This window comes from Enterobacter sp. MGH 24, from assembly GCF_000493015.1.
GTDB lineage: Bacteria > Pseudomonadota > Gammaproteobacteria > Enterobacterales > Enterobacteriaceae > Enterobacter.
This window is the reverse complement of record NZ_KI535657.1, coordinates 1,521,079-1,542,717: the sequence shown is the minus strand read 5'-3', so window position 1 is coordinate 1,542,717 and position 21,639 is coordinate 1,521,079. Positions and strand designations below refer to the sequence as shown.

Annotated in this window: 23 protein-coding genes; 16 read left to right on the top strand and 7 right to left on the bottom strand. The window is 53.7% G+C overall.

Translation table 11 applies throughout. The annotated features are described in order from the left end of the window. The first annotated feature begins 1 nt into the window (after position 1). A complete protein-coding gene (locus tag L370_RS14510) occupies positions 2 to 916 on the top strand; it encodes a hypothetical protein (RefSeq protein ID WP_023334033.1) in 915 nt (304 codons plus the stop codon). Positions 917 to 943: 27 nt separating this feature from the next. Here L370_RS14510 and tdh read toward each other — a convergent pair whose 3' ends face one another. Next, positions 944 to 1,972, bottom strand: coding sequence for an L-threonine 3-dehydrogenase (gene tdh / locus L370_RS14515; protein WP_023334032.1), 1,029 nt, complete (start codon positions 1,970 to 1,972; stop codon positions 944 to 946). A 9-nt stretch (positions 1,973 to 1,981) separates the two neighbouring features. Continuing rightward, positions 1,982 to 3,178 carry a glycine C-acetyltransferase gene (gene kbl / locus L370_RS14520; protein ID WP_023334031.1) on the bottom strand — a complete coding sequence of 399 codons (1,197 nt, stop codon included), beginning with the start codon at positions 3,176 to 3,178 and terminating at the stop codon, positions 1,982 to 1,984. A 215-nt stretch (positions 3,179 to 3,393) separates the two neighbouring features. Here kbl and rfaD point away from each other — a divergent pair, with 215 nt between their 5' ends. The 6 genes from rfaD to L370_RS14550 are packed head-to-tail and all read left to right on the top strand — an operon-like array spanning position 3,394 to position 9,588. Beyond that, complete coding sequence (rfaD, locus tag L370_RS14525) at positions 3,394 to 4,326, top strand: ADP-glyceromanno-heptose 6-epimerase (protein WP_008502707.1); 933 nt, start codon at positions 3,394 to 3,396, stop codon at positions 4,324 to 4,326. Between the two features lie 2 nt (positions 4,327 to 4,328). Beyond that, positions 4,329 to 5,375, top strand: coding sequence for an ADP-heptose--LPS heptosyltransferase RfaF (rfaF, locus tag L370_RS14530; protein ID WP_023334030.1), 1,047 nt, complete (start codon positions 4,329 to 4,331; stop codon positions 5,373 to 5,375). Positions 5,376 to 5,378: 3 nt separating this feature from the next. Next, positions 5,379 to 6,362, top strand: coding sequence for a lipopolysaccharide heptosyltransferase RfaC (gene rfaC / locus L370_RS14535; RefSeq protein ID WP_023334029.1), 984 nt, complete (start codon positions 5,379 to 5,381; stop codon positions 6,360 to 6,362). Between the two features lie 3 nt (positions 6,363 to 6,365). Beyond that, a complete protein-coding gene (locus L370_RS14540) occupies positions 6,366 to 7,475 on the top strand; it encodes a glycosyltransferase family 9 protein (RefSeq protein ID WP_023334028.1) in 1,110 nt (369 codons plus the stop codon). A gap of 5 nt (positions 7,476 to 7,480) precedes the next feature. Further along, on the top strand, positions 7,481 to 8,389 hold the full coding sequence (locus L370_RS14545) for a glycosyltransferase family 2 protein (protein ID WP_023334027.1): 909 nt from the start codon (positions 7,481 to 7,483) through the stop codon (positions 8,387 to 8,389). After that, a complete protein-coding gene (locus tag L370_RS14550) occupies positions 8,377 to 9,588 on the top strand; it encodes an O-antigen ligase family protein (protein ID WP_023334026.1) in 1,212 nt (403 codons plus the stop codon). Before L370_RS14545 ends, L370_RS14550 begins: the two co-directional genes overlap by 13 nt. Positions 9,589 to 9,611: 23 nt before the next feature. Here L370_RS14550 and L370_RS14555 read toward each other — a convergent pair whose 3' ends face one another. Then, entirely contained in the window at positions 9,612 to 10,568 is a 957-nt protein-coding gene (locus L370_RS14555; protein WP_032666557.1) for a polysaccharide deacetylase family protein, read from the bottom strand. A 150-nt stretch (positions 10,569 to 10,718) separates the two neighbouring features. Here L370_RS14555 and rfaQ point away from each other — a divergent pair, with 150 nt between their 5' ends. From rfaQ to coaD, 7 genes are all read left to right on the top strand, one after another. Then, positions 10,719 to 11,789: a putative lipopolysaccharide heptosyltransferase III gene (gene rfaQ, locus L370_RS14560; RefSeq protein ID WP_023334024.1), complete on the top strand. Its 1,071-nt coding sequence runs from the start codon at positions 10,719 to 10,721 to the stop codon at positions 11,787 to 11,789. Further along, positions 11,786 to 12,913 (top strand): glycosyltransferase family 4 protein, encoded by a 1,128-nt coding sequence (locus L370_RS14565; RefSeq protein ID WP_023334023.1) that lies wholly within the window; start codon positions 11,786 to 11,788, stop codon positions 12,911 to 12,913. The genes rfaQ and L370_RS14565 overlap by 4 nt, the downstream gene beginning before the upstream one ends. Positions 12,914 to 12,915: 2 nt before the next feature. Then, positions 12,916 to 14,016, top strand: a complete 1,101-nt coding sequence (locus L370_RS14570) for a glycosyltransferase (RefSeq protein WP_023334022.1) — start codon at positions 12,916 to 12,918, stop codon at positions 14,014 to 14,016. 11 nt (positions 14,017 to 14,027) lie between these two features. After that, entirely contained in the window at positions 14,028 to 15,017 is a 990-nt protein-coding gene (locus L370_RS14575; protein WP_023334021.1) for a glycosyltransferase, read from the top strand. Between the two features lie 66 nt (positions 15,018 to 15,083). Next, positions 15,084 to 16,358, top strand: coding sequence for a lipid IV(A) 3-deoxy-D-manno-octulosonic acid transferase (gene waaA, locus L370_RS14580; RefSeq protein WP_023334020.1), 1,275 nt, complete (start codon positions 15,084 to 15,086; stop codon positions 16,356 to 16,358). After that, on the top strand, positions 16,358 to 17,128 hold the full coding sequence (locus L370_RS14585; protein WP_023334019.1) for a glycosyltransferase family 2 protein: 771 nt from the start codon (positions 16,358 to 16,360) through the stop codon (positions 17,126 to 17,128). The genes waaA and L370_RS14585 overlap by 1 nt, the downstream gene beginning before the upstream one ends. Positions 17,129 to 17,131: 3 nt before the next feature. Then, on the top strand, positions 17,132 to 17,611 hold the full coding sequence (coaD, locus tag L370_RS14590; protein ID WP_023334018.1) for a pantetheine-phosphate adenylyltransferase: 480 nt from the start codon (positions 17,132 to 17,134) through the stop codon (positions 17,609 to 17,611). A 2-nt stretch (positions 17,612 to 17,613) separates the two neighbouring features. Here the strand turns inward: coaD and mutM are convergent, their stop codons facing one another. The 4 genes from mutM to radC all read right to left on the bottom strand — a co-directional run bounded on the left by mutM (position 17,614) and on the right by radC (position 19,809). Next, complete coding sequence (mutM, locus tag L370_RS14595; RefSeq protein WP_023309890.1) at positions 17,614 to 18,423, bottom strand: bifunctional DNA-formamidopyrimidine glycosylase/DNA-(apurinic or apyrimidinic site) lyase; 810 nt, start codon at positions 18,421 to 18,423, stop codon at positions 17,614 to 17,616. 72 nt (positions 18,424 to 18,495) lie between these two features. Continuing rightward, the gene (gene rpmG / locus L370_RS14600) at positions 18,496 to 18,663 is read right to left on the bottom strand and encodes a 50S ribosomal protein L33 (RefSeq protein WP_003024094.1); all 168 of its coding nucleotides are present in this window, start codon (positions 18,661 to 18,663) and stop codon (positions 18,496 to 18,498) included. A 22-nt stretch (positions 18,664 to 18,685) separates the two neighbouring features. Continuing rightward, positions 18,686 to 18,922 (bottom strand): 50S ribosomal protein L28, encoded by a 237-nt coding sequence (gene rpmB / locus L370_RS14605; protein WP_002436699.1) that lies wholly within the window; start codon positions 18,920 to 18,922, stop codon positions 18,686 to 18,688. A 218-nt stretch (positions 18,923 to 19,140) separates the two neighbouring features. Next, positions 19,141 to 19,809 carry a RadC family protein gene (radC, locus tag L370_RS14610; RefSeq protein WP_023334017.1) on the bottom strand — a complete coding sequence of 223 codons (669 nt, stop codon included), beginning with the start codon at positions 19,807 to 19,809 and terminating at the stop codon, positions 19,141 to 19,143. 172 nt (positions 19,810 to 19,981) lie between these two features. On the opposite strand from radC, the gene coaBC reads away from it, so the two are divergent. Both coaBC and dut read left to right on the top strand, forming a co-directional pair. Further along, the gene (gene coaBC / locus L370_RS14615; RefSeq protein WP_155858069.1) at positions 19,982 to 21,193 is read left to right on the top strand and encodes a bifunctional phosphopantothenoylcysteine decarboxylase/phosphopantothenate--cysteine ligase CoaBC; all 1,212 of its coding nucleotides are present in this window, start codon (positions 19,982 to 19,984) and stop codon (positions 21,191 to 21,193) included. Further along, positions 21,171 to 21,629, top strand: a complete 459-nt coding sequence (gene dut / locus L370_RS14620; protein WP_008502691.1) for a dUTP diphosphatase — start codon at positions 21,171 to 21,173, stop codon at positions 21,627 to 21,629. The genes coaBC and dut overlap by 23 nt, the downstream gene beginning before the upstream one ends. Positions 21,630 to 21,639: the final 10 nt, after the last annotated feature.

Below are 21,639 nucleotides of genomic sequence, written 5' to 3'. Positions count from 1 at the left end.
TATGTTTAAATTTCTTAATGCTCGCTATCGTCATATCACTGGGCGACACAACATTCCTTATAGCTCTCTGCCCGTGACGGGCGCACTTGCTGCGGTGGAGTCTATTGTGATTCCGTGTACCGGCGCAGATTTCGTCGAAGAGGCATTACTCTCTGCCACCTTCGCGGAACGTTATGCCACCGGGGTGAGCGAAATCGTCATCGTCAGCGATCAGCCTGAATCCGCTTTTGGGGTACTGCCGCCTAAAACCCGCGTCGTGACGCTTAATCTTCCGGTTCGTGAGGAAGGTTACCGCTATAAGCAGATCTACCTCAGCCGTCTGGTGAAGCTTAACGCCCCGCTGCAGGCGCGCGGTGAAGGCATATTGATGATCGATTCCGATCTCAACCTGCTCAAGATGCCCGAGATCAATATGGCCGATATGCACATCTACTCCAGCTTCCGTCAGGGCAAAATGATTGCCAAGCTGGACGGTGCGCCAGCGGAGAAAGTTCCGGCGTATTACAAAGAGACGGTACGCCCGTATCTGGTCGATCACGTTAACGGCGCGTTTCTTGCGGCAACCAAAAAAACCTGGCGCCGTATCTGCCCGCTGTGGCTGACGCTGTTCCAGGATACCTGGGAGCTGATGGACGATACGCAGCCGCCGACCGATCAATTACCCCTCGCCGCACTGCTGGACATGCTGGATTTAAAAACGGTTAACCTGGGTGACTGGATGAACTGGCCGGTCTCCAAGAAGATTGGCGGTCAGGAAGCCGTTGTACCGAAAGAGGTGATTGGCGCGCACGGCGGTTTCCCACTCTCCGAATGGCAGAAGTATCTTGAATCGCCGGATAACAAACTGTTGTTCAAAGGTCAGGACTACACCCGCAAGGTGCGTTACCTGACGGATGAAGAGAAAAAGAATCAATGAAAAAAGGGGCCTCAGGCCCCTTTTTGATTATTTATCCCAGCTCAGGATCACTTTCCCTGACTGGCCGGAACGCATCGCGTCAAAGCCCTGCTGGAACTCATCAATGGAGAAACGATGAGTAATAATCGGGGACAGATCCAGACCGGACTGGATCAGCGCCGCCATCTTGTACCAGGTCTCGAACATCTCGCGGCCATAAATGCCCTTGATGAACAGCCCTTTGAAGATGACTTTGTTCCAGTCGATAGACATATCTGACGGCGGGATACCCAGCATCGCGATACGGCCGCCGTGGTTCATGGTGTCGAGCATGGTGCGGAACGCCGGTGGCGCGCCGGACATCTCCAGACCCACGTCAAAGCCTTCGGTCATGCCCAGCTCTTCCATTACATCGCTCAGGCTCTCTTTCGAGACATCTACCGCGCGGGTGACGCCCATTTTGCGCGCCAGCGACAGACGGTATTCGTTCACGTCGGTAATCACAACGTTGCGCGCACCCACGTGTTTCGCCACAGCAGCGGCCATAATGCCGATTGGGCCCGCGCCGGAGACCAGCACATCTTCACCGACCAGGTCGAAGGAGAGCGCCGTGTGCACCGCGTTGCCGAACGGGTCAAAAATGGAGGCCAGATCGTCAGAGATATTGTCGGGGATTTTGAACGCGTTAAACGCCGGGATCACCAGGTATTCCGCGAAGCAGCCCGGACGGTTTACGCCCACGCCAACGGTATTACGGCACAGGTGCGTACGTCCGCCGCGGCAGTTACGGCAGTGACCGCAGGTAATATGGCCTTCACCGGAGACGCGGTCGCCAATTTTGAAGCCTTTGACTTCCTGGCCGATACCCACCACTTCGCCGACATATTCGTGACCGACAACCATCGGTACCGGAATGGTTTTCTGCGACCACTGGTCCCAGTTATAGATGTGAACGTCAGTACCGCAGATAGCCGTTTTACGAATTTTGATCAGCAGATCGTTATGACCGACTTCCGGTTCCGGCACGTCGGTCATCCAAATCCCTTCTTCCGCTTTCAGTTTGGATAACGCTTTCATCATACGTCCTCAGGCAATGACGCCCAGCTGTTTACCGATGCGGGTAAAGGCTTCCACCGCACGTTCAATTTGTTCAGGCGTATGCGCCGCAGACATCTGGGTGCGGATACGCGCCTGACCTTTTGGCACCACCGGGAAGAAGAACCCGGTGACGTAAATCCCTTCTTTCTGCAGTTCGCGGGCAAATTGCTGCGCCACGACCGCATCGCCCAGCATCACCGGGATGATCGCGTGGTCAGCACCGGCCAGGGTGAAGCCTGCGGCGCTCATTTTTTCACGGAACAGACGGGCGTTGGACCACAGGCGGTCGCGCAGCTCAGCGCCGGACTCCACCATCTCCAGCACTTTGATGGAGGCGGCAACAATCGCCGGTGCCAGGGAGTTAGAAAACAGATACGGGCGAGAGCGCTGGCGCAGCCACTCAACCACCTCTTTACGCGCGGCGGTATAGCCGCCGGACGCGCCGCCGAGCGCTTTGCCCAGCGTACCGGTGATGATGTCCACGCGGCCCATCATGTCACAGTATTCGTGGGAACCGCGGCCGTTTTCGCCGACAAAACCGACCGCGTGAGAGTCATCGACCATCACCAGCGCGTCGTATTTATCCGCCAGGTCGCACACGCCCTTCAGGTTGGCGATCACGCCGTCCATGGAGAACACGCCGTCGGTGGCGATCAGCACGTGGCGAGCGCCCGCTTCACGGGCCTCTTTCAGACGCGCTTCCAGCTCGACCATGTCGTTGTTGGCGTAGCGGAAACGCTTCGCTTTGCACAGGCGTACGCCGTCGATGATGGAGGCGTGGTTCAGGGCGTCGGAGATAATCGCATCTTCTGCGCCAAGCAGGGTCTCAAACAGACCGCCGTTGGCGTCAAAGCAGGAGGAGTACAGAATCGCGTCTTCCATTCCGAGGAAGCTCGCCAGCTTTTGCTCAAGCTGCTTGTGGCTGTCCTGCGTACCGCAGATAAAGCGTACGGAGGCCATGCCGAAACCGTGGGTATCCATGCCGTTTTTTGCAGCGGCAATAAGCTCAGGGTGATTCGCAAGACCTAAGTAGTTGTTCGCACAAAAGTTGATCACATGGCTGCCGTCGGCAACGGTGATGTCCGCCTGCTGGGCAGACGTGATAATACGCTCTTCCTTGAACAACCCTTCCGCACGTGCGGTGTCGAGGTCGCTGTTTAACTGTTTGTAAAAATCACCACGCATTGCAATTCTCCAGACTCGGCAAATTTCGGGACATATTACCCAAACCTATAGTTCATGACGAGATGACACGTCATCTCTTGTCGTTTTTGCAGCATAAATCACGCGTACCCCTGCGCTGTGAAGGTGAATGGCTGAAGGGCAGCCATACTAATGATATGATAGAGACATTAGCGTCCGGGATTGTCCCCGGGCTCCACACTTCAAAGGTTACAGTTATGATCATCGTTACCGGCGGCGCGGGCTTTATCGGCAGCAATATTGTTAAGGCTCTCAATGACAAAGGCATCACCGACATCCTGGTGGTTGACAACCTGAAAGACGGCACCAAGTTCGTTAACCTGGTGGATCTGAACATCGCTGACTACATGGATAAAGAAGACTTCCTTATCCAGATTATGGCAGGCGAAGAGTTCGGCGAGATCGAAGCCATCTTCCACGAAGGTGCGTGCTCTTCCACCACCGAGTGGGACGGCAAGTACATGATGGACAATAACTATCAGTACTCTAAAGAGATCCTGCACTACTGCCTGGAGCGTGAAATTCCGTTCCTGTACGCCTCCTCCGCGGCAACCTACGGCGGCCGCACCTCGGACTTCATCGAGTCCCGCGAATATGAGCAGCCGCTGAACGTCTACGGTTATTCTAAGTTCCTGTTTGACGAATACGTGCGTCAGGTTCTGCCAGAAGCGAACTCGCAGATCGTCGGCTTCCGCTACTTCAACGTCTACGGACCGCGCGAAGGCCACAAAGGCAGCATGGCAAGCGTAGCGTTCCACCTGAACACCCAGTTGAACAACGGCGAAAGTCCAAAACTGTTCGAAGGCAGCGACGGCTTTAAGCGCGACTTCGTTTACGTGGGCGATGTTGCCGCAGTGAACCTGTGGTTCTGGGAAAATGGCGTATCCGGCATCTTCAACCTCGGTACCGGCCGCGCGGAATCCTTCCAGGCGGTGGCAGACGCAACGCTGGCATATCACAAAAAAGGCAGCATTGAGTACATCCCGTTCCCTGACAAGCTGAAAGGCCGTTATCAGGCGTTCACGCAGGCCGATCTGACCAACCTGCGCGCCGCGGGCTACGACAAGCCGTTCAAGACCGTTGCCGAGGGCGTAACGGAATATATGGCCTGGCTGAACCGCGACGCATAAGTATGAAGATTCTGGTGATCGGCCCGTCATGGGTGGGCGACATGATGATGTCGCAAAGTCTCTATCGCACGCTCAAGGCGCGCTATCCCCAGGCGATAATCGACGTGATGGCACCCGCATGGTGCCGTCCGCTGTTGTCGCGAATGCCGGAAGTGAATGAAGCCATCCCGATGCCGCTTGGCCACGGGGCGCTGGAAATCGGCGAACGCCGCAAGCTCGGTCATAGCCTGCGCGATAAGCGCTACGATCGGGCGTATGTCCTGCCCAACTCCTTTAAATCCGCCCTGGTGCCCTTTTTTGCGGGCATCCCACATCGCACCGGCTGGCGCGGCGAAATGCGCTACGGCCTGCTGAACGATGCACGGGTGCTGGATAAAGCGGCCTGGCCGCTGATGGTGGAGCGCTACGTGGCGCTGGCCTACGACAAAGGCGTGATGCGCAGTGCGAAAGACCTGCCGCAGCCGCTGCTCTGGCCACAGCTTCAGGTTAACGACGGTGAAAAATCCCAGGCCTGCAACGCGTTTGGCCTTTCGTCTGAACGTCCGATGATAGGCTTCTGCCCCGGCGCCGAGTTCGGCCCGGCAAAACGCTGGCCGCACTACCACTACGCGGAGCTGGCGAAACAGCTGATTGACGAAGGCTACCAGATTGTCCTTTTCGGTTCGGCAAAAGACCACGAGGCTGGCAACGAAATTCTCGCCACGCTCAGTAATGAACAGCAGGCCTGGTGCCGCAACCTGGCGGGAGAAACGCAGCTTGAACAGGCGGTTATTCTGATTGCGGCCTGTAAGGCTGTGGTCAGCAACGACTCTGGCCTGATGCACGTCGCTGCCGCGCTCAACCGCCCGCTGGTGGCGCTATATGGCCCAAGTAGCCCGGACTTCACGCCCCCGCTTTCTCATAAAGCGCGCGTCATCCGCCTGATCACCGGCTACCACAAAGTGCGCAAAGGCGATGCCGCAGAAGGCTACCATCAGAGCCTGATCGATATTACGCCAGCACGCGTGCTCGAAGAACTCAACGCACTGCTGTTGAGCGAAGAAGGATAACGAATGCGGGTACTGATCGTTAAAACTTCTTCGATGGGCGATGTTCTGCATACGCTGCCGTCACTGACGGATGCCATGCGGGCCGTTCCCGGCATTCGTTTTGACTGGGTGGTGGAAGAAGGCTTCGCGCAAATCCCCACCTGGCATGAAGCGGTTGACCGCGTGATCCCGGTGGCGATACGCCGCTGGCGCAAAGCGTGGTTCTCCGCGCCGATTAAAGCCGAACGCAAAGCCTTCCGCGAGGCGGTGCAGGCACAGCACTACGACGCTATCATCGACGCCCAGGGGCTGGTGAAAAGCGCCGCGCTGGTGACGCGTCTGGCACACGGCGTAAAGCACGGTATGGACTGGCATACCGCCCGCGAACCGCTGGCGAGCCTGTTCTATAACCGCCGCCACCACATCGCAAAGCAGCAGCACGCCGTCGAACGGACCCGCGAGCTGTTTGCAAAAAGCCTGGGCTATGCGAAACCGGAAACCCAGGGCGACTACGCCATTGCGCAGCACTTTTTGCGCAATACAGATCCCTCTGCTCAGCCTTATCTTGTCTTCCTGCATGCCACAACGCGCGACGATAAACACTGGCCGGAAACGCACTGGCGAAGCCTGATTGAACTAATGCAACCCACCGGCATCCATATTAAACTGCCCTGGGGCGCTGAACATGAGCGGCAGCGAGCAGAGCGTCTGGCTGCAGGCTTTGCGCACGTCGAGGTATTGCCGAAACTCACGCTGGCGGAAGTTGCAGCGCAGTTGGCGGGGGCGAATGCTGTTGTTTCCGTTGATACAGGCTTAAGTCATTTAACCGCGGCGCTGGATCGTCCGAATATTACGATTTTTGGTCCGACCGATCCTGGATTGATCGGGGGTTACGGTAAAAACCAGCATCAGATGGTCAGCCCGACCCAGCAAACGAAGGATATCAGCGCAGATGCTATTTTTTCATTTTTACAGGGCAGCCGTTGGCTTTCCAACAGGGATATCTAACGCATGAGTTACGTATTTCTGCTGATTTTACTCTTTCCGGTGAAACTTATCCGGAAGCTGTTCCGCAAAGAGACAGGTAAAAACCTGGTCATTCAGACGGCAAAAATCGGCGATTTTGTTAATGCCACGCCCCTCCTGGCATACCTGCAAAAAAGCGACGTGCTCGTCAGTCGTAGCGTGGGTGCATTGGCGAAGCATGATGAGACGATCGACGAGATTTTTTTTATCGAGCAGCATAAGCGTAACCTGTGGCGAAAGCTGGTCTTTGCCTGCCGGATCATGAACCGCTATGACAATGTCTATCTTCTGCAGCCTAACAGCGTGAACCTCTTTTTTGCCTCCGTTTGTAATGCTAAAAACAAACAATTTTTAAGCATTTACACGCGCAGATGGTATCACGGGATTTTCTATGCAACGGCAGACGGTACTGTTGAACACGGTAGAAAGACGCTGTCAGTCACGAACTATCTAAAACTGGCCGACCGCAACTTAACCTGGCAGGACTCGCCAAAGCACGCTACAAAGCCACTGTTCAAACCCGCGACCTATCCGGCAATCCTCGATAAACCCGGCGTGATCCGCATTGGCATCAGCGTAGCCGCCGGGAACAAAGCGAAAACCGTTCCGCCGGTCATCTGGAAGCAAATTGCCGATCGTCTCGCGGACCTGCCCTGCGAATTTTATGTCTTTGGCGCCCCGAATGAACAATCGTGGATGGATGATATCACCCGCGATTATGGTGAACTGCCCAACTTTATTAATATGATTGGCAAAATCTCGCTCGAAGAGTTGCCGTGGGCCATTTCTAAAATGGATTGCTATATCGCATCTGATTCGGGGAATGTCTACATTGCCGATGCAGTCGGGGTGCCGGTGATCTTACTGTTCGGGCCTTGCTGCCACTATGAACAGCGTCCGCTGGGCAACGTATTGCTGATTGGTAATGATGCCAACATTTGCTCATATGTTTTTGAAACACGATATTACTTCTCACAGAGCCGGGAAGAACTCTTCGCTGTAACAGACGAATCGCTACGTGACCTCAAACATTTCATTTGCGAGTTGCCAGCAATTAACGCAACCGCAAATACCTTTGATGCTCTGGGAAACTAATTATTATGGCTTTTCTAAGCATCATTATTGCCGCGCATAACGCCAAAGATACGCTACACGCAACCCTGGAAAGCCTGCAAAACGCGATTGATGATGCGGGCGATGATGTAGAGATCATTATCTTTAATGACAGTTCCGATGACTCAACACAGGATATTATTGAGTCATGGCTGCCAACGTTTCCGAATGCGCAATCCCGATACGTTGAGTACCGTAACGTTGGTCATGTTAGAAACAGTGCCGTCTCGCTGGCCTCAGGTGAATACATTACCATGCTGGATAGCGATGACCGAATGAAACCGGGCAGCATCCGGGATGCCGTGGCATACCTCCAAACAGAGCGCCCTGATATGCTACTGACGCGCCTGCTGGAAATTCGTGATACCCAAAAAATCACCGCCGACTGGCAGGGGTTCTCTCCTGTTGCTTTGTCACAACATGAGGCAATAAAGCGGTTCCTGCAGCACAAAGATTTTCAGGCACATCTCATCGGGCAGTTCATTCATCGGAAATTGTACGTAAGCAACCCGATTCCTTCGATGGTCTGCTATGAAGATTTCGCCGTATTTCCCGACATGTTGATGCAATCGAGTAAAATAGTCTATCAGCGTCAGGGACACTATTATTACATCAAACGTAGCGACAGTTTATCGAGCCGACTCGATGCCACCAAAATCGCGACGTTGATTGATTGCACATTACATATGGAAAAAACATTCCCTGGTTCTTTTAAGCATCTTGTTCATTGTCACTGGTTTGACATCTACAGTAATCACCGGCAGCATCTGACCGACCTGCAACTAAAACTGGTGAAACAGCGGGTAAACGCACTTTATTGTTTCTCTTTCTTCTTCTCCAGAGATGTACGTTTCAGCTACAAAAAAAGGGTCATTGAAGCATTATGGAAAAAGTAAAACTGCGGCTTTATCAGCTTACGCTGGTTTTGAGCCTTATTGCGCTTGCGCTGGCGCTGCTGAGTTCAGGTAAGCAACGGGAATTTTTCTATATTGCAATTTATGCCAGTATTATCGGTTTAGCTTGCGAATATAAAAAAATCACACTGCGTCCCTTTTCTATCGCATTACCCATTTTGCTGGTAGGGTTGCTCAACCTTATCTGGTATATGGTGTATGAATATCATAGCGAAGGTTTAAACGCTTATAGCGATTATCTTGGTGCCAGTAAGAAACTGATTTTAGCGAGCATTCTCGTTTTCTACCTTGACCGGTTTAAAAGTTACGTCGATAAAACCTCTTTCCAGAAGTATTTCCTGTTTGCGGTAAGTGCGGGGTTTGTCCTCGCCACAGGTTATGGCTTGTGGCAGGCGACGCAGGGTGTGGATCGTGTTGAGATGGCCATAAATCGCCCTACCGTTTCGGCCTATGTTTACTCTGTACTGTCACTGGCGCTGGTATACAGTCTTTATCTTCAAAAAAACAGAAAATTGTATGTTGTCGCGGGTCTCACCATCTTAATTTCCTGGTTTGTCATCCTTTTTACAGGAACACGCGCCGCAATGGGGCTATATTTGCTTCTGGCGATTGTGCTGACACTTTACCACTTCAGAAGAATTCATCTTAAATCGATGCTAATTTTCTCATGTATCGTGGCGGGTATTGTTATTGTTAGTTACAAACCCTTGATCTCGCCAAAGATAGATCAAACGCAGATGGAACTGGAAAGATACCAAAAAGGCTACGACGCCACGTCACTTGGCGCGCGTTTTTCCATGTGGATAGTCGGTATTCAGAACGGACTTTCTCACCCGCTAGGGCAGTCAATTGAAGATCGCGAGGTTTGGACACAGCATTATGTTAAAGAGGGACATCCCCACCTGGTCTCCGCACTCGGATTTCTTAGGATACATCTGCACAATGAGTTTATCGAAAAATATTCTCTGCAGGGGATCCCAGGACTAGCGATATTATTCTTTTTCTATATTTCGATGATCGCTTACGCGCTTAAAAACAGAAATGGCCTGCTGCTGACAACCATGCTTCTTTTATTACTCTATGGCCTGACGGACGTCATACTATTGAGCTCAGAAGCCTTAATTTTCTTTGTCACCGTGTTTGCACTGAGTACACCTTTTTCGCAAACCAGGCAACGTTAATGATAATGCCCGCGTCGCGGGCATTATTTTTTCTTGTATTCATAAAACTCCGCCAGCGTCATCCCCACCGTCTTATCGGATAACCAGCTAAAGAGCGTTTCTAAATCCTGATACAACCCTTCAATCGCCGCCTCATCCTTAAACGTGGGGCTTCCGCCAGGCATAAATTCCGACGAATGAAGCATAAACTCCACGTACTCACTTCCCTGAGAGAGGCACTGCTGTGCGACCTGAATCATTTGTGCCGCATTCCCACCGGACGGTCTTAGCCAGTTCACAGAGGGGGAGCGGTATTTACCGCGAAGCCGATCGTAACCCTGTTTGATCGTGTTCAACCAGGCCGGGTGTTTATACTGAATGCTCATCGGCACTTCGAGCAATGGGCTATTGCCCGCCCGGGAAATATTATCTAAATCCATAAAATAGGCGTGGTCGGGGAAATGCTGATAATTCGTTCCGCCATTACCCTGCGGGGCGCCTTTCGCATTGCGCCAGTTCACCCGCGGCGTCACGGAACAATCTACCTGATAACCCAGTTCAACGAGCAATTTTGCATAGCGGCTATCAAATGCCCAACGCCCGGCACGGTGGCTTAACATTTTGGTCTGGAATGTCTCTTCCAGCAGGTGGGTCATGAACAGCACTTTCTCACGCATAACCTCATCCGAAAACTCAATCAAATAAGGCTGCCAGCGCCAGTCATCTCCTGTGAGATCGTGTTCCGGCGGGCTATTCCATGCGTGAAGGTGCATCCCCACCTCCCCCTGACCGCGGGCGATCGCGTCCCTGGCGAATTCAATGAAAATGGGTTCGATCGCCATCTCGTAATTGGTCAGCCACACGGGCTTAAAGCCGAAACGCTCACAAAGCGTCTGGAACCGCGCCAGATAGCGCGCGTTTTCCGTTTTAATGGCGCGGTGATTTTGCCAGAGATTATCGCCCTCAGTATCAATTGTGATGATAAACGCTGGTTTGTTCATAATGAGTCCGCAAGACAGGAAAGTTAGCGCTATGTTACGCACTCTCCAAAGCATGAGTAAACCCTTCCTGGGAAATTACTGAGATTATGGAGAAAGAGTGCAAGTCGCTATCAGGTCTATTAGAATTGCCATCAGTACAACGCCGATAAGATGATGATGAATAACTTACCTGACACACCTGATTTGCGCATTTTACTTATCAAACTCCGCCATCATGGCGACATGTTGCTGACCACTCCCGTCATTGATTCGTTACGTCAAAAATGGCCCCAGGCGCAGATCGATGTCCTGCTGTATGAAGAAACACGCGATATGCTCGCCGCGCATCCGGCGATCGGTACAATTTATGGAATCGATCGTAAATGGAAGCAGCTGGGCACGCTGAAGCATCTTCAAAAAGAGTGGCAGTTGCTGTGTGCGTTAAGAAATCAGCATTATCATCTGGTCATTAACCTGGCCGATCAATGGCGTAGCGCGATCGTCACCCGTTTCACCGGTGCCCCCGTTCGCCTCGGATTCGCATTCAACAAACGCAAAAGTGCATTCTGGCGTTTTTGCCATACCGATCTGGTCTCTGTCGACGGCCATAAATCCCTGCATACGGTCGAACAAAATCTCTCCATTTTGGCGCCATTACCGGTCGCGCCGCAGCCTGCCGTTACCATGGCCTACGCCGCGGAAGACTGGGATTATGCCCGTCAAAGACTGACGCAGTCGGGTGTAGGCGAGCGCTATATCGTGATCCAGCCGACGTCCCGCTGGTTCTTTAAATGCTGGAGCGAAGACAAAATGGCGCAGACCATTACTGCACTGCAGCAGGATGGTCATACGGTTGTGCTCACCGCGGGGCCGGATAAAAAAGAGCTGGCGATGATCGATCGTATTCTCGCTGCTGCACCGAAAACCGGTGTCGTTTCGCTGGCGGGCCAGTTGACGCTGCGTCAACTGGCGTCGCTTATCGATCACGCCTCACTGTTTATTGGTGTCGACTCCGTGCCGATGCATATGGCCGCCGCGCTGCAAACGCCCTGCGTGGCATTGTTTGGCCCATCAAAACTGACGTTCTGGTCACCGTGGCAGGTTAAAGGGGAAGTGATCTGGGCCGGCGATTATGGCCCGCTCCCCGATCCGGATGCCGTTGATACCAAAACGAAAGAGCGCTATCTCGACGCCATTCCCGTTGATGCTGTCGTCTCCGCCGCAAGGAGATATCTGTCATGAAACACCATCGTCTGGCCATTGTTCGCCAAAAGTATCGTCCTGATGGCGGAGCGGAACGCTTCGTTTCGCGTGCTCTCACCGCGCTGAGCAATCAGAACCTTGAACTCAACGTCATCACCCGCGAATGGCAGGGCGAGAAGCAGGACGACTGGCATATCCATATTTGTGACCCGCGCAAATGGGGGCGAATTAGCCGCGAACGCGGGTTTGCCCATGCTGCCCGTGCGCTCTGGCAACAACAGCAGTTTGATATTGTGCAAAGCCACGAGCGTATTCCGGGCTGCGACATTTACCGCGCTGGCGATGGCGTCCATCAACGCTGGCTGCTGCAGCGCGCGCGCATTCTGCCCGCCTGGCGCGCGAAAATGTTGATGCTCGACCGTTATCACCGCTACGTGATGCATGCCGAACGTGAAATGTACCAGGCGCCCGAGTTAAAAGCGGTGATTTGTAATGCGGAGATGATCAAACGCGAAATCGTTGAAGACTTTGATATTGACGCAAAAAAAATACATGTGATTTATAATTCAATAGACTCCGCCCGCTTCGTTCCGGCTGAAGAGTCGCAGCGTTTTGCACTACGCCAGCAGTTTGGCTTGCCAACCGATGCCGTAATATTCTGCTTCGTAGGCTCAGGGTTTGAACGAAAAGGATTGACCAGCGCCATACGCGCTATCGCGGGAACATCAGCCTGGCTGATTGTCGTTGGACAAGATAAAGCAGAAAGCCGTTATCGCGACCTCGCCCGTTCGTTAGGCTGCGAGGGGCAAATCCGTTTCCTGGGGGTGCAAAAAGAAACTCTGCCTTTTTATCAGCTATCCGATGGTTTACTGTTGCCAACGCTGTATGATCCCTTTCCTAACGTCATTCTTGAAGCGATGGCCTGCGGCTTGCCCGTCATTACTTCAGAAAGTTGCGGTGGTGCAGAATTTATTCAACAAGGCCAGAACGGATTTTACTGTGACGCACTTGATATCAGTACATTGAAGGAAGCGGTAGCAGCCATCCCTTCTCTGGAAAAAAATAACAATATGGGACGAGCGGCACGTGAACGTGTAAAAGACGCCACGCCTGAAAAACTGTCAAGTCAGCTTATTTCGCTTTATCAAAAATTACTGGATTAAAAATGCGCATCCTAATGATTATTGATGGTTTACCCGGTGGAGGAGCTGAAAAAACGGTTCTTACACTCTCCCGTGGGTTAATAGAAATGGGGCATCAGGTCTCTCTATTCTCTCTGCGGAAAGTGTGCGACTACGCCATCCCGGAAGGCATCGATTATCAGGTTGTTCAGGACACATGTAAAAAACCGTGGCGAAAGCTGACGGAGATCCCACGCCGCGCCCGCCTGCTGGATCAGGCGATTGAACGGGCTGAGCGCAGCGGCAAATTTGATGTGGTTTTCTCTCATTTGCACAAAACAGATCGCATTGTGGCGCACTGCCGCGCGCTGGAACGTGACAAAGTCTGGTTCTGCGTGCACGGCATGTTCTCGTTCTCCTATCTTCGCCATCGCCGCGGACTTTCACGCTGGTTTAAACACCTTAAAATTCGTCATACCTACGAAAACCGTAACGTTGTCGCCGTCTCAGGCGCCGTGTTGAAAGATCTTTCCGAGACGCTGGCACTCAATCTTCGACGCAAAGCGGTTATCCACAATCCTTTCGATATTCCTGAAATTCAGCGTCTGGCGGATGCTCCCTTCGAGATGCAGGGCAAGGATTACATCATTCATGTTGGCCGCTTCCATGAGCACAAACGCCACGACCGCCTTTTACGTGCGTTCGCCCTGAGTAAAATTGACACAACGCTGGTCATGATGGGCAATGGTTCCGAAGCGCAAATTCAAAAACTCAAGCAGCTGGCTGTCGAGCTGGGGATTGAAAACAAAACGGTTTTCCGCCCGTTCGATTCCAATCCCTATCCCTGGATTAAAGGGGCACGGCTTTTAGTGTTAAGTTCTGACTGTGAAGGTTTTGGTAATGTGCTGGTCGAAGCCATTATCTGCCAGACGCCACCGGTCAGTACAAATTGCCCCGGTGGCCCCGCCGAAATCCTTACCGGACCCTTAGCGCGCGGGCTGGCAGAGTTAAATGACGCGTCACTGGCAAAAACGCTGGCGGAGATTTATACCGCCCCGCCGGTCGTTGGCGATGCAACCATCGCGTCGTTTGGTATCAGTGCCATTTGCCAGCAATATATTGCTCTGGTCGACAATCAAAAATAATCAGGTTTCTTATGCAAAATTCAGCCCCATTGTTGAGCGTGGTGGTTGCCGTTTATAACGGTGAAGCTTTCCTGGATCAGTTCTTTACCTGCCTTGTGAATCAACGCATCGACAGCATGGAAGTCATCATTGTCAATGATGGCTCTACTGACCGCTCGATGGAGATCGTCGAAAACTGGCGAGAAAAACTGCCGCAGATGCAGGTTATAGAACAGCAAAACCAGGGCGTATCCATCGCGCGTAACACCGGTCTGGCCGTTGCGACGGGTCAATATCTCTCTTTCCCGGATATTGATGATGTCTTTAAACCCGGCATGTACCAGCGCCTGCTGGATATGGCCGTCACGCAGGATCTGGATGTCGCCACCTGTAACGGGAACTACGTCTGGGAGAACAACAAGAAACCCTCACGCCCGATCTTCCCTGAAGACAAGCTGGCTTCGACAGGGGTCATGGCTGGCCCGGCGTGGTTAAAAATGGCGCTGGATTCGCGTAAATTCCTTCACGTCACCTGGTTAAACATCTACCGCCACGACTTTATCCGTAAACACAGTTTCCATTTCGAACCCGGCCTGCGCCATCAGGATATCCCGTGGACCACCGAAGTGCTGCTCGCAGCAGAGCGGGTTCAGTACACCAGCGAGCGTTATTACGACTACTATATTCACTCTGCATCGGTGTCCCATATGCCGGACAATGACGACACGCTGATTCGCTCCGCGCGTCACTACATGAAAATCCTGCAGCTGCTCGATGCCATCAATCAGCGTTACCCGGATAAAGTGAAAGGGATCCCTGCCTGCCACTGGCAAATTGCCAAAGAGGGGCTGGGAATTATTCACACCTTCGACAACATGAAGGATGAGAAGAAGAAATCAATGATTATCAAAGAGTTCTTCGAAACAGGCATCTGGAAACTCATCTGGAAAAGTGCAAAAAGTCCGCGTCTGCGCTGGCGGCTGGGTCGACGTTATTTCCGTTTGAAACGGTATCTGGCATAAGAGATAGCTTTACCTGGCCTAAATGCTTAGAATTTGCCCGCCGAAACTAAAAAAACGGATAATCGCTTGGAATTGTTGTATACCGCTCTGCTCTACATCATTCAGCCACTGGTGTGGCTGAGACTGTTGCTTCGTAGCCGGAAAGCGCCTGCGTATCGTAAACGCTGGGCTGAACGCTATGGCTTCTGCCGCAATAAAGTCACACCGGACGGTATTTTGCTGCATTCCGTTTCTGTCGGTGAAACGCTGGCGGCGATCCCGCTGGTTCGCGCCCTGCGTCACCGCTACCCGTCGCTGCCCATCACCGTCACGACGATGACGCCGACCGGCTCTGAGCGCGCGTTATCCGCTTTCGGCAAAGACGTGCAGCACGTCTATCTGCCTTACGATCTGCCCTGCGCCATGAATCGTTTCCTCAACACCGTGCGCCCGAAGCTGGTAATCGTGATGGAAACCGAACTGTGGCCGAACATGATTTCCGCCCTGCACGCCCGTAAAATTCCGCTGGTCATTGCCAACGCCCGCCTGTCAGAGCGCTCGGCGAAAGGTTACGGCAAGCTGGGTAAATTTATGCGCCGCCTGCTCAGCAAGATCACGCTGATTGCCGCGCAGAACGAAGAGGACGCGGCGCGCTTCATCGCACTGGGTCTGAAACGCAATCAGCTTGCGGTAACGGGGAGCCTGAAATTTGATATTTCCGTTACCCCTGAGCTCGCCGCCCGTGCGATCACACTGCGTCGCCAGTGGGCCCCGCGTCGTCAGGTCTGGATTGCAACCAGTACGCATGATGGCGAAGAAGAGATCATCCTTCAGGCTCACCGCAAACTGCTGGAAAAATTCCCTGATTTACTGCTGATCCTCGTGCCTCGCCATCCGGAGCGTTTTAAAGATGCCCGTGAAATGGTGCAGAAAGGCGGCTTCAGCTTCACGCTGCGCAGCAGCGGTGAAATCCCTTCCGGCAGCACCCAGGTGGTGATTGGCGATACGATGGGCGAGCTGATGCTGCTGTACGGCATTGCTGACCTCGCGTTTGTCGGTGGCAGCCTGGTCGAGCGCGGCGGTCATAACCCGCTGGAGCCAGCAGCCCACGCCATTCCGGTGCTGATGGGGCCGCACACGTTTAACTTCAAAGATATCTGTGCAAAATTACAGCAGGCCGATGGTTTAATTACCGTGACCGATGCAGATTCAGTGGTCAAAGAGGTATCGACCCTTCTGACGGACGAAGATTATCGCCTGTGGTACGGGCGTCATGCCGTCGAAGTGCTGCACCAGAACCAGGGCGCACTGACCCGACTGCTGCAGCTTCTGCAACCTTATCTGCCCCAGCGGAGCCACTAATGTCAACGCGTCTGTCGGTCGTAATGATCGCCAAAAACGCCGCCGACCTGCTTCCGGATTGCCTGGCGTCGGTTGCCTGGGCTGACGAGATAGTCATTCTTGATTCCGGAAGTACGGATAACACCGTGGACGTCGCCCGGGCAGCGGGTGCAAAAGTCTTTACCGATACAGACTGGCAAGGCTATGGCATCCAGCGCCAGCGCGCGCAGGGGTATGCCACCGGTGATTATGTCCTGATGCTCGACACCGACGAGCGCATTACGCCGGAGCTTCAGCAGGCCATTCAGGCGGTGCTTGCCTCGCCCCAGCCTGGCGCCGTATACAGCATTGCCCGCCGCAACTACTTCCTTGGCCGTTTTATGCGCCACAGCGGCTGGTATCCTGACCGCGTGATGCGCCTCTACGAGCGCGAGCGGTATCAGTACAACGACAATCTGGTCCATGAATCCCTGAGCTGCGATAGCGCCCAGGTCATCCCCCTGACGGGCGATTTGCTGCACCTGACCTGCCGTGATTTTGCGAGCTTCCAGCGTAAACAGCTCAACTATGCCACCGCATGGGCGCAGGAGCGCCACCAGCGCGGCAAAAAGGCCTCGCTGACGGGGATCTTCACCCACACGCTGGGCGCGTTCCTGAAAACGCTGCTGCTGCGTGGTGGCGTACTGGACGGTAAGCAGGGCTGGTTACTCGCGGTAGTGAATGCCCAGTATACTTTCAACAAATACACCGAGCTGTGGGCGCTCTGCCGCGGCTACTCAGAGAAAACGTGAGCCATGAGCACAAAAGCGATTTATCCGGGTACCTTCGATCCGATCACCAACGGTCATCTTGATATCATCACCCGTGCGGCGTGCATGTTCGACAAGGTGATCCTGGCCATTGCCGCCAGCCCCAGCAAAAAGCCGATGTTTGACCTCAACGAGCGCGTACAGCTCGCCACCGATGCCATTTCGCACCTGCCGAATGTTGAGGTGGTCGGGTTTAGCGACCTGATGGCTAACTTCGCCCGCGCTCAGCAGGCAAACATTCTTATCCGTGGTTTACGCGCGGTGGCAGACTTCGAGTATGAGATGCAGCTGGCGCACATGAACCGCCACCTGATGCCGGAGCTGGAGAGCGTGTTCCTGATGCCCTCCAAAGAATGGTCGTTTATCTCTTCCACGCTGGTAAAAGAGGTGGCGCGTCATCACGGCGACGTCACCCATTTCCTGCCGACTAACGTCCATCAGGCATTGATGGAAAAGCTAAAGTAACCCTATTTCTGGCACTGACGGCAGTAGAACGTGGCGCGCTGGGCGTGCTTCGTGGCAATAACGGGCGTGCCGCAGACTCTGCACGGTTCGCCTTTACGGCCATATACCTGCAGCTCCTGGGCAAAATAGCCCGGCTTGCCGTCACTTTGCAGGAAGTCCTTCAGCGTTGTCCCGCCCTGCTCAATCGAGCGAAGTAATACAGCTTTAATCACCCGAACCAGCAACTCACACTCCTGCGCAGACAGCGAAGAGGCCAGCCGATCGGGATGGATCCCGGCCGCAAACAGCGATTCGCTGGCATAGATATTCCCCACGCCGACCACCAGCTTGTTATCCATCAGCCAGGGCTTAATCGGGCTTTTCTTCTTCGCACACTTCGCCTTGAGGTATTCCGCGTTAAACGCGTCTGAAAGCGGCTCCGGGCCCAGATGCGCGAGCACGTTGTGCCCTTCCAGCTCCTTCGTCCACAGCCACGCGCCAAAGCGCCGTGGATCGGTGTAACGGAGCACTTTGCCGTTGCTCATCACCAGATCGACGTGGTCGTGCTTTTCCGCAGGCAGCTCTTCGGTAAGAATGCGCAGGCTCCCGGACATTCCCAGGTGGATAATAATCCAGCCGTCGGGCAGTTCCAGCAGCAGGTATTTCGCGCGGCGCTGTACGCTAAGGACGGGTTTATCGCTCAGGGCATGGATCTCATCGGACACCGGCCAGCGCAGACGTCCATTGCGGACCACCGCGTGAAGAATTGTCGCGCCGACCAGATGGGGCTCAATGCCGCGACGGCTGGTTTCTACCTCAGGTAATTCAGGCATGGTTCCTCCGTTGAGATACAGAATGCAAAAAACCCCGCAGTTGCGGGGTTTTTCGATACAAGGAGACTAAAATTATTTGATTTTAGCTTCTTTGTACAGTACGTGCTGGCGTACAACTGGATCGAATTTTTTCAGTTCCAGTTTTTCCGGCTTAGTACGTTTGTTCTTCGTGGTGGTGTAGAAGTGACCTGTACCAGCAGAAGAAACCAGCTTGATTTTCTCGCGAATACCTTTAGCCATGATTTATTTCCTCTTTAAGTACTTAGTACTTTTCGCCACGGGCACGCAGTTCGGACAGAACTGTATCGATGCCTTTCTTATCGATTACACGCATACCTTTAGCAGATACGCGCAGGGTGACAAAACGCTTCTCGCTCTCAACCCAGAAACGGTGAGAGTGCAGGTTCGGCAGGAAACGGCGTTTAGTCGCGTTCAGTGCGTGGGAACGGTTGTTACCGGTCACCGGACGCTTGCCAGTAACTTGGCAGACTCGGGACATGTCTATTCTCCAAAAATCAAATTAGCTCGAGCTTCGTATGGGGTATCGGCGCCTCGTCAGGCTTTACAGCCCGGTCATCGCATAGTTCTAAGTGAACTCTCGATTGCCAGGCCCAAATGCCAAACCCGAGATTCTCAAAGGTGGCGTAGTATACGCTGACTCGGCGGTGTGCTCAAGTCCCGAACAGACAAAGATCCCGATGGATCGCGAGAAATAGCCTAAATCCAGCCATGTTCTGCGAAAGAAATGTACTCACCGCGGCCAATTATCAAATGGTCCAGCACACGAATGTCCATGAATTGACAGCATTTGATAATGCGTTCGGTGATTTCTTTGTCCGCTCTGCTCGGTTCTGCACAGCCAGAGGGGTGATTATGCGCGAGGATCACGCCCGCTGCATTCACTTTTATCGCTTCCCGCACAATTTCACGCGGATGCACCTCAACGTGGCTCAACGTCCCCGCAAAAAGACAGCTATGTTTCAGCACCCGATTTCTGTTATCGACAAAGATCACCATAAAGATCTCGCGTTCGATATCGGTTAACTGGCTTTGCAGGAATTCGCGCGTCATCGCGGGCGTCAGGATCGGATCCTCCTTCTCCATGCGGACGTTGTAAAAACGGCGGGCGAGTTCAGCAATGCCTCTCAGCTGAGCATATTTCGCCACGCCAATCCCCTCAACGTGCTTAAACTGCGCCAGATCGGCGGTCAGTAAACCGTACAGCGAACCGAAATGTGCTATCAGCTCTTTTGCCAGCGTAAATACCGTTTTTCCGGGCGTGCCGGTACGTAAAAAGAGCGCCAGCAGTTCATCGTCTTTTAACAGGGTGACACCATAGCGCAGCAGTTTTTCGCGCGGCAGCAGCTGCTCATCCTCTTCTTCCATGCTCTTTCTCCCTTTTTTAACCTCATGCTGCCACAGGCTAATTCGTCGCTCGACGGCCACATTGCGTTCTTGCGTAGCGCCTCGCAAAGTGGTCGAAGGACAAAATCACCCCGCTTTGGGGATTGTGATAAAATGCCCGCACTCTGGTGAAACCCAACAGGAAAGAATCATGATGAGCCTGGCCGGTAAAAAAATCGTTCTTGGCGTGAGCGGCGGTATTGCCGCCTATAAAGCGCCGGAGCTGGTGCGTCGTCTGCGCGAGCGCGGGGCAGATGTACGGGTCGCGATAACGGAAGGCGGTAAAGCCTTTATCACCCCTCTGAGCCTGCAGGCGGTTTCAGGTTACCCGGTATCTGACAGCCTGCTCGATCCCGCAGCCGAAGCCGCGATGGGCCACATTGAGCTGGGTAAGTGGGCAGACCTGGTTATTCTTGCCCCTGCCACGGCAGATTTAATCGCTCGGGTGGCGGCAGGTATGGCAAACGACCTGGTCTCTACCATTTGTCTGGCCACGCCTGCGCCTGTTGCCGTCGTTCCTGCCATGAACCAGCAGATGTACCGTAACGCCGCCACCCAGCACAACCTGGAGACGCTGGCCTCGCGTGGCCTGCTTATCTGGGGTCCGGACAGCGGCAGCCAGGCCTGCGGCGATGTTGGCCCGGGTCGCATGCTCGATCCGCTGACGATTGTTGATATGGCCGCAGCCCATTTTTCGCCTGTCAACGATCTGCAACATCTCAACATCATGATTACCGCGGGCCCGACGCGCGAGCCGCTGGATCCGGTGCGCTACATCACCAACCACAGCTCCGGCAAAATGGGCTTTGCGATTGCCGCCGCCGCCGCAAAGCGTGGTGCGCACGTCACGCTGGTGAGCGGCCCGGTATCGCTGCCTACCCCTGCGTTTGTGAAGCGAATTGACGTTACCACCGCGCTGGAGATGGAAGCCGCCGTTCAGGCCCATGCGCAAAGCCAGCAGATTTTTATCGGTTGTGCGGCCGTGGCTGACTATCGAGCCGAGACCATCGCCGAGTCTAAAATCAAAAAGCAAGGCGATGAATTAACACTAAAAATGGTGAAAAACCCGGACATCGTTGCCGGTGTCGCCGCATTAAAAAGCCATCGTCCTTACGTTGTTGGGTTTGCCGCAGAAACGAATAATGTGGAAGAATATGCCCGGCAAAAACGTACCCGCAAAAACCTCGATTTAATTTGCGCGAACGACGTATCGCTGGCCACGCAAGGATTTAACAGCGACAGCAACGCACTGCACCTTTTCTGGCAGGATGGAGATAAAATCTTACCGCTTGAGCGCAAGGAACTCCTGGGCCAACAATTACTGGACGAGATCGTTACCCGTTATGATGAAAAAAATCGACGTTAAGATTCTGGACCCGCGTGTTGGCGAGCAATTCCCGCTGCCAACCTATGCCACCTCCGGCTCTGCTGGACTTGACCTGCGCGCCTGTCTCGATGACGCCGTAGAACTGGCTCCGGGTGCCACTACCCTGGTTCCAACGGGCCTGGCAATTCACATTGCTGATCCGTCGCTTGCAGCGGTGATCCTGCCGCGCTCCGGCCTGGGCCATAAGCACGGCGTTGTGCTGGGTAATCTGGTCGGCCTGATCGACTCCGACTATCAGGGTCAGCTGATGGTATCCGTCTGGAACCGTGGTCAGGACAGCTTCACCATTGAACCGGGCGAACGTATCGCACAAATGGTCTTTGTACCGGTGGTTCAGGCAGAATTTAACCTGGTGGCAGACTTTGATGCCACCGACCGTGGCGAAGGCGGCTTCGGCCATTCCGGGCGCAAATAACGGCCCGAAA

Bases quoted from the DNA above. Each gene is read 5' to 3' on its own strand.
- L370_RS14510 (WP_023334033.1), top strand. From the start codon at position 2: ATGTTTAAATTTCTTAATGCTCGCTATCGTCATATCACTGGGCGACAC.
- tdh (WP_023334032.1), bottom strand. From the start codon at position 1,972: ATGAAAGCGTTATCCAAACTGAAAGCGGAAGAAGGGATTTGGATGACC.
- kbl (WP_023334031.1), bottom strand. From the start codon at position 3,178: ATGCGTGGTGATTTTTACAAACAGTTAAACAGCGACCTCGACACCGCA.
- rfaD (WP_008502707.1), top strand. From the start codon at position 3,394: ATGATCATCGTTACCGGCGGCGCGGGCTTTATCGGCAGCAATATTGTT.
- rfaF (WP_023334030.1), top strand. From the start codon at position 4,329: ATGAAGATTCTGGTGATCGGCCCGTCATGGGTGGGCGACATGATGATG.
- rfaC (WP_023334029.1), top strand. From the start codon at position 5,379: ATGCGGGTACTGATCGTTAAAACTTCTTCGATGGGCGATGTTCTGCAT.
- L370_RS14540 (WP_023334028.1), top strand. From the start codon at position 6,366: ATGAGTTACGTATTTCTGCTGATTTTACTCTTTCCGGTGAAACTTATC.
- L370_RS14545 (WP_023334027.1), top strand. From the start codon at position 7,481: ATGGCTTTTCTAAGCATCATTATTGCCGCGCATAACGCCAAAGATACG.
- L370_RS14550 (WP_023334026.1), top strand. From the start codon at position 8,377: ATGGAAAAAGTAAAACTGCGGCTTTATCAGCTTACGCTGGTTTTGAGC.
- L370_RS14555 (WP_032666557.1), bottom strand. From the start codon at position 10,568: ATGAACAAACCAGCGTTTATCATCACAATTGATACTGAGGGCGATAAT.
- rfaQ (WP_023334024.1), top strand. From the start codon at position 10,719: ATGATGATGAATAACTTACCTGACACACCTGATTTGCGCATTTTACTT.
- L370_RS14565 (WP_023334023.1), top strand. From the start codon at position 11,786: ATGAAACACCATCGTCTGGCCATTGTTCGCCAAAAGTATCGTCCTGAT.
- L370_RS14570 (WP_023334022.1), top strand. From the start codon at position 12,916: ATGCGCATCCTAATGATTATTGATGGTTTACCCGGTGGAGGAGCTGAA.
- L370_RS14575 (WP_023334021.1), top strand. From the start codon at position 14,028: ATGCAAAATTCAGCCCCATTGTTGAGCGTGGTGGTTGCCGTTTATAAC.
- L370_RS14585 (WP_023334019.1), top strand. From the start codon at position 16,358: ATGTCAACGCGTCTGTCGGTCGTAATGATCGCCAAAAACGCCGCCGAC.
- coaD (WP_023334018.1), top strand. From the start codon at position 17,132: ATGAGCACAAAAGCGATTTATCCGGGTACCTTCGATCCGATCACCAAC.
- mutM (WP_023309890.1), bottom strand. From the start codon at position 18,423: ATGCCTGAATTACCTGAGGTAGAAACCAGCCGTCGCGGCATTGAGCCC.
- rpmG (WP_003024094.1), bottom strand. From the start codon at position 18,663: ATGGCTAAAGGTATTCGCGAGAAAATCAAGCTGGTTTCTTCTGCTGGT.
- rpmB (WP_002436699.1), bottom strand. From the start codon at position 18,922: ATGTCCCGAGTCTGCCAAGTTACTGGCAAGCGTCCGGTGACCGGTAAC.
- radC (WP_023334017.1), bottom strand. From the start codon at position 19,809: ATGGAAGAAGAGGATGAGCAGCTGCTGCCGCGCGAAAAACTGCTGCGC.
- coaBC (WP_155858069.1), top strand. From the start codon at position 19,982: ATGAGCCTGGCCGGTAAAAAAATCGTTCTTGGCGTGAGCGGCGGTATT.
- dut (WP_008502691.1), top strand. From the start codon at position 21,171: ATGATGAAAAAAATCGACGTTAAGATTCTGGACCCGCGTGTTGGCGAG.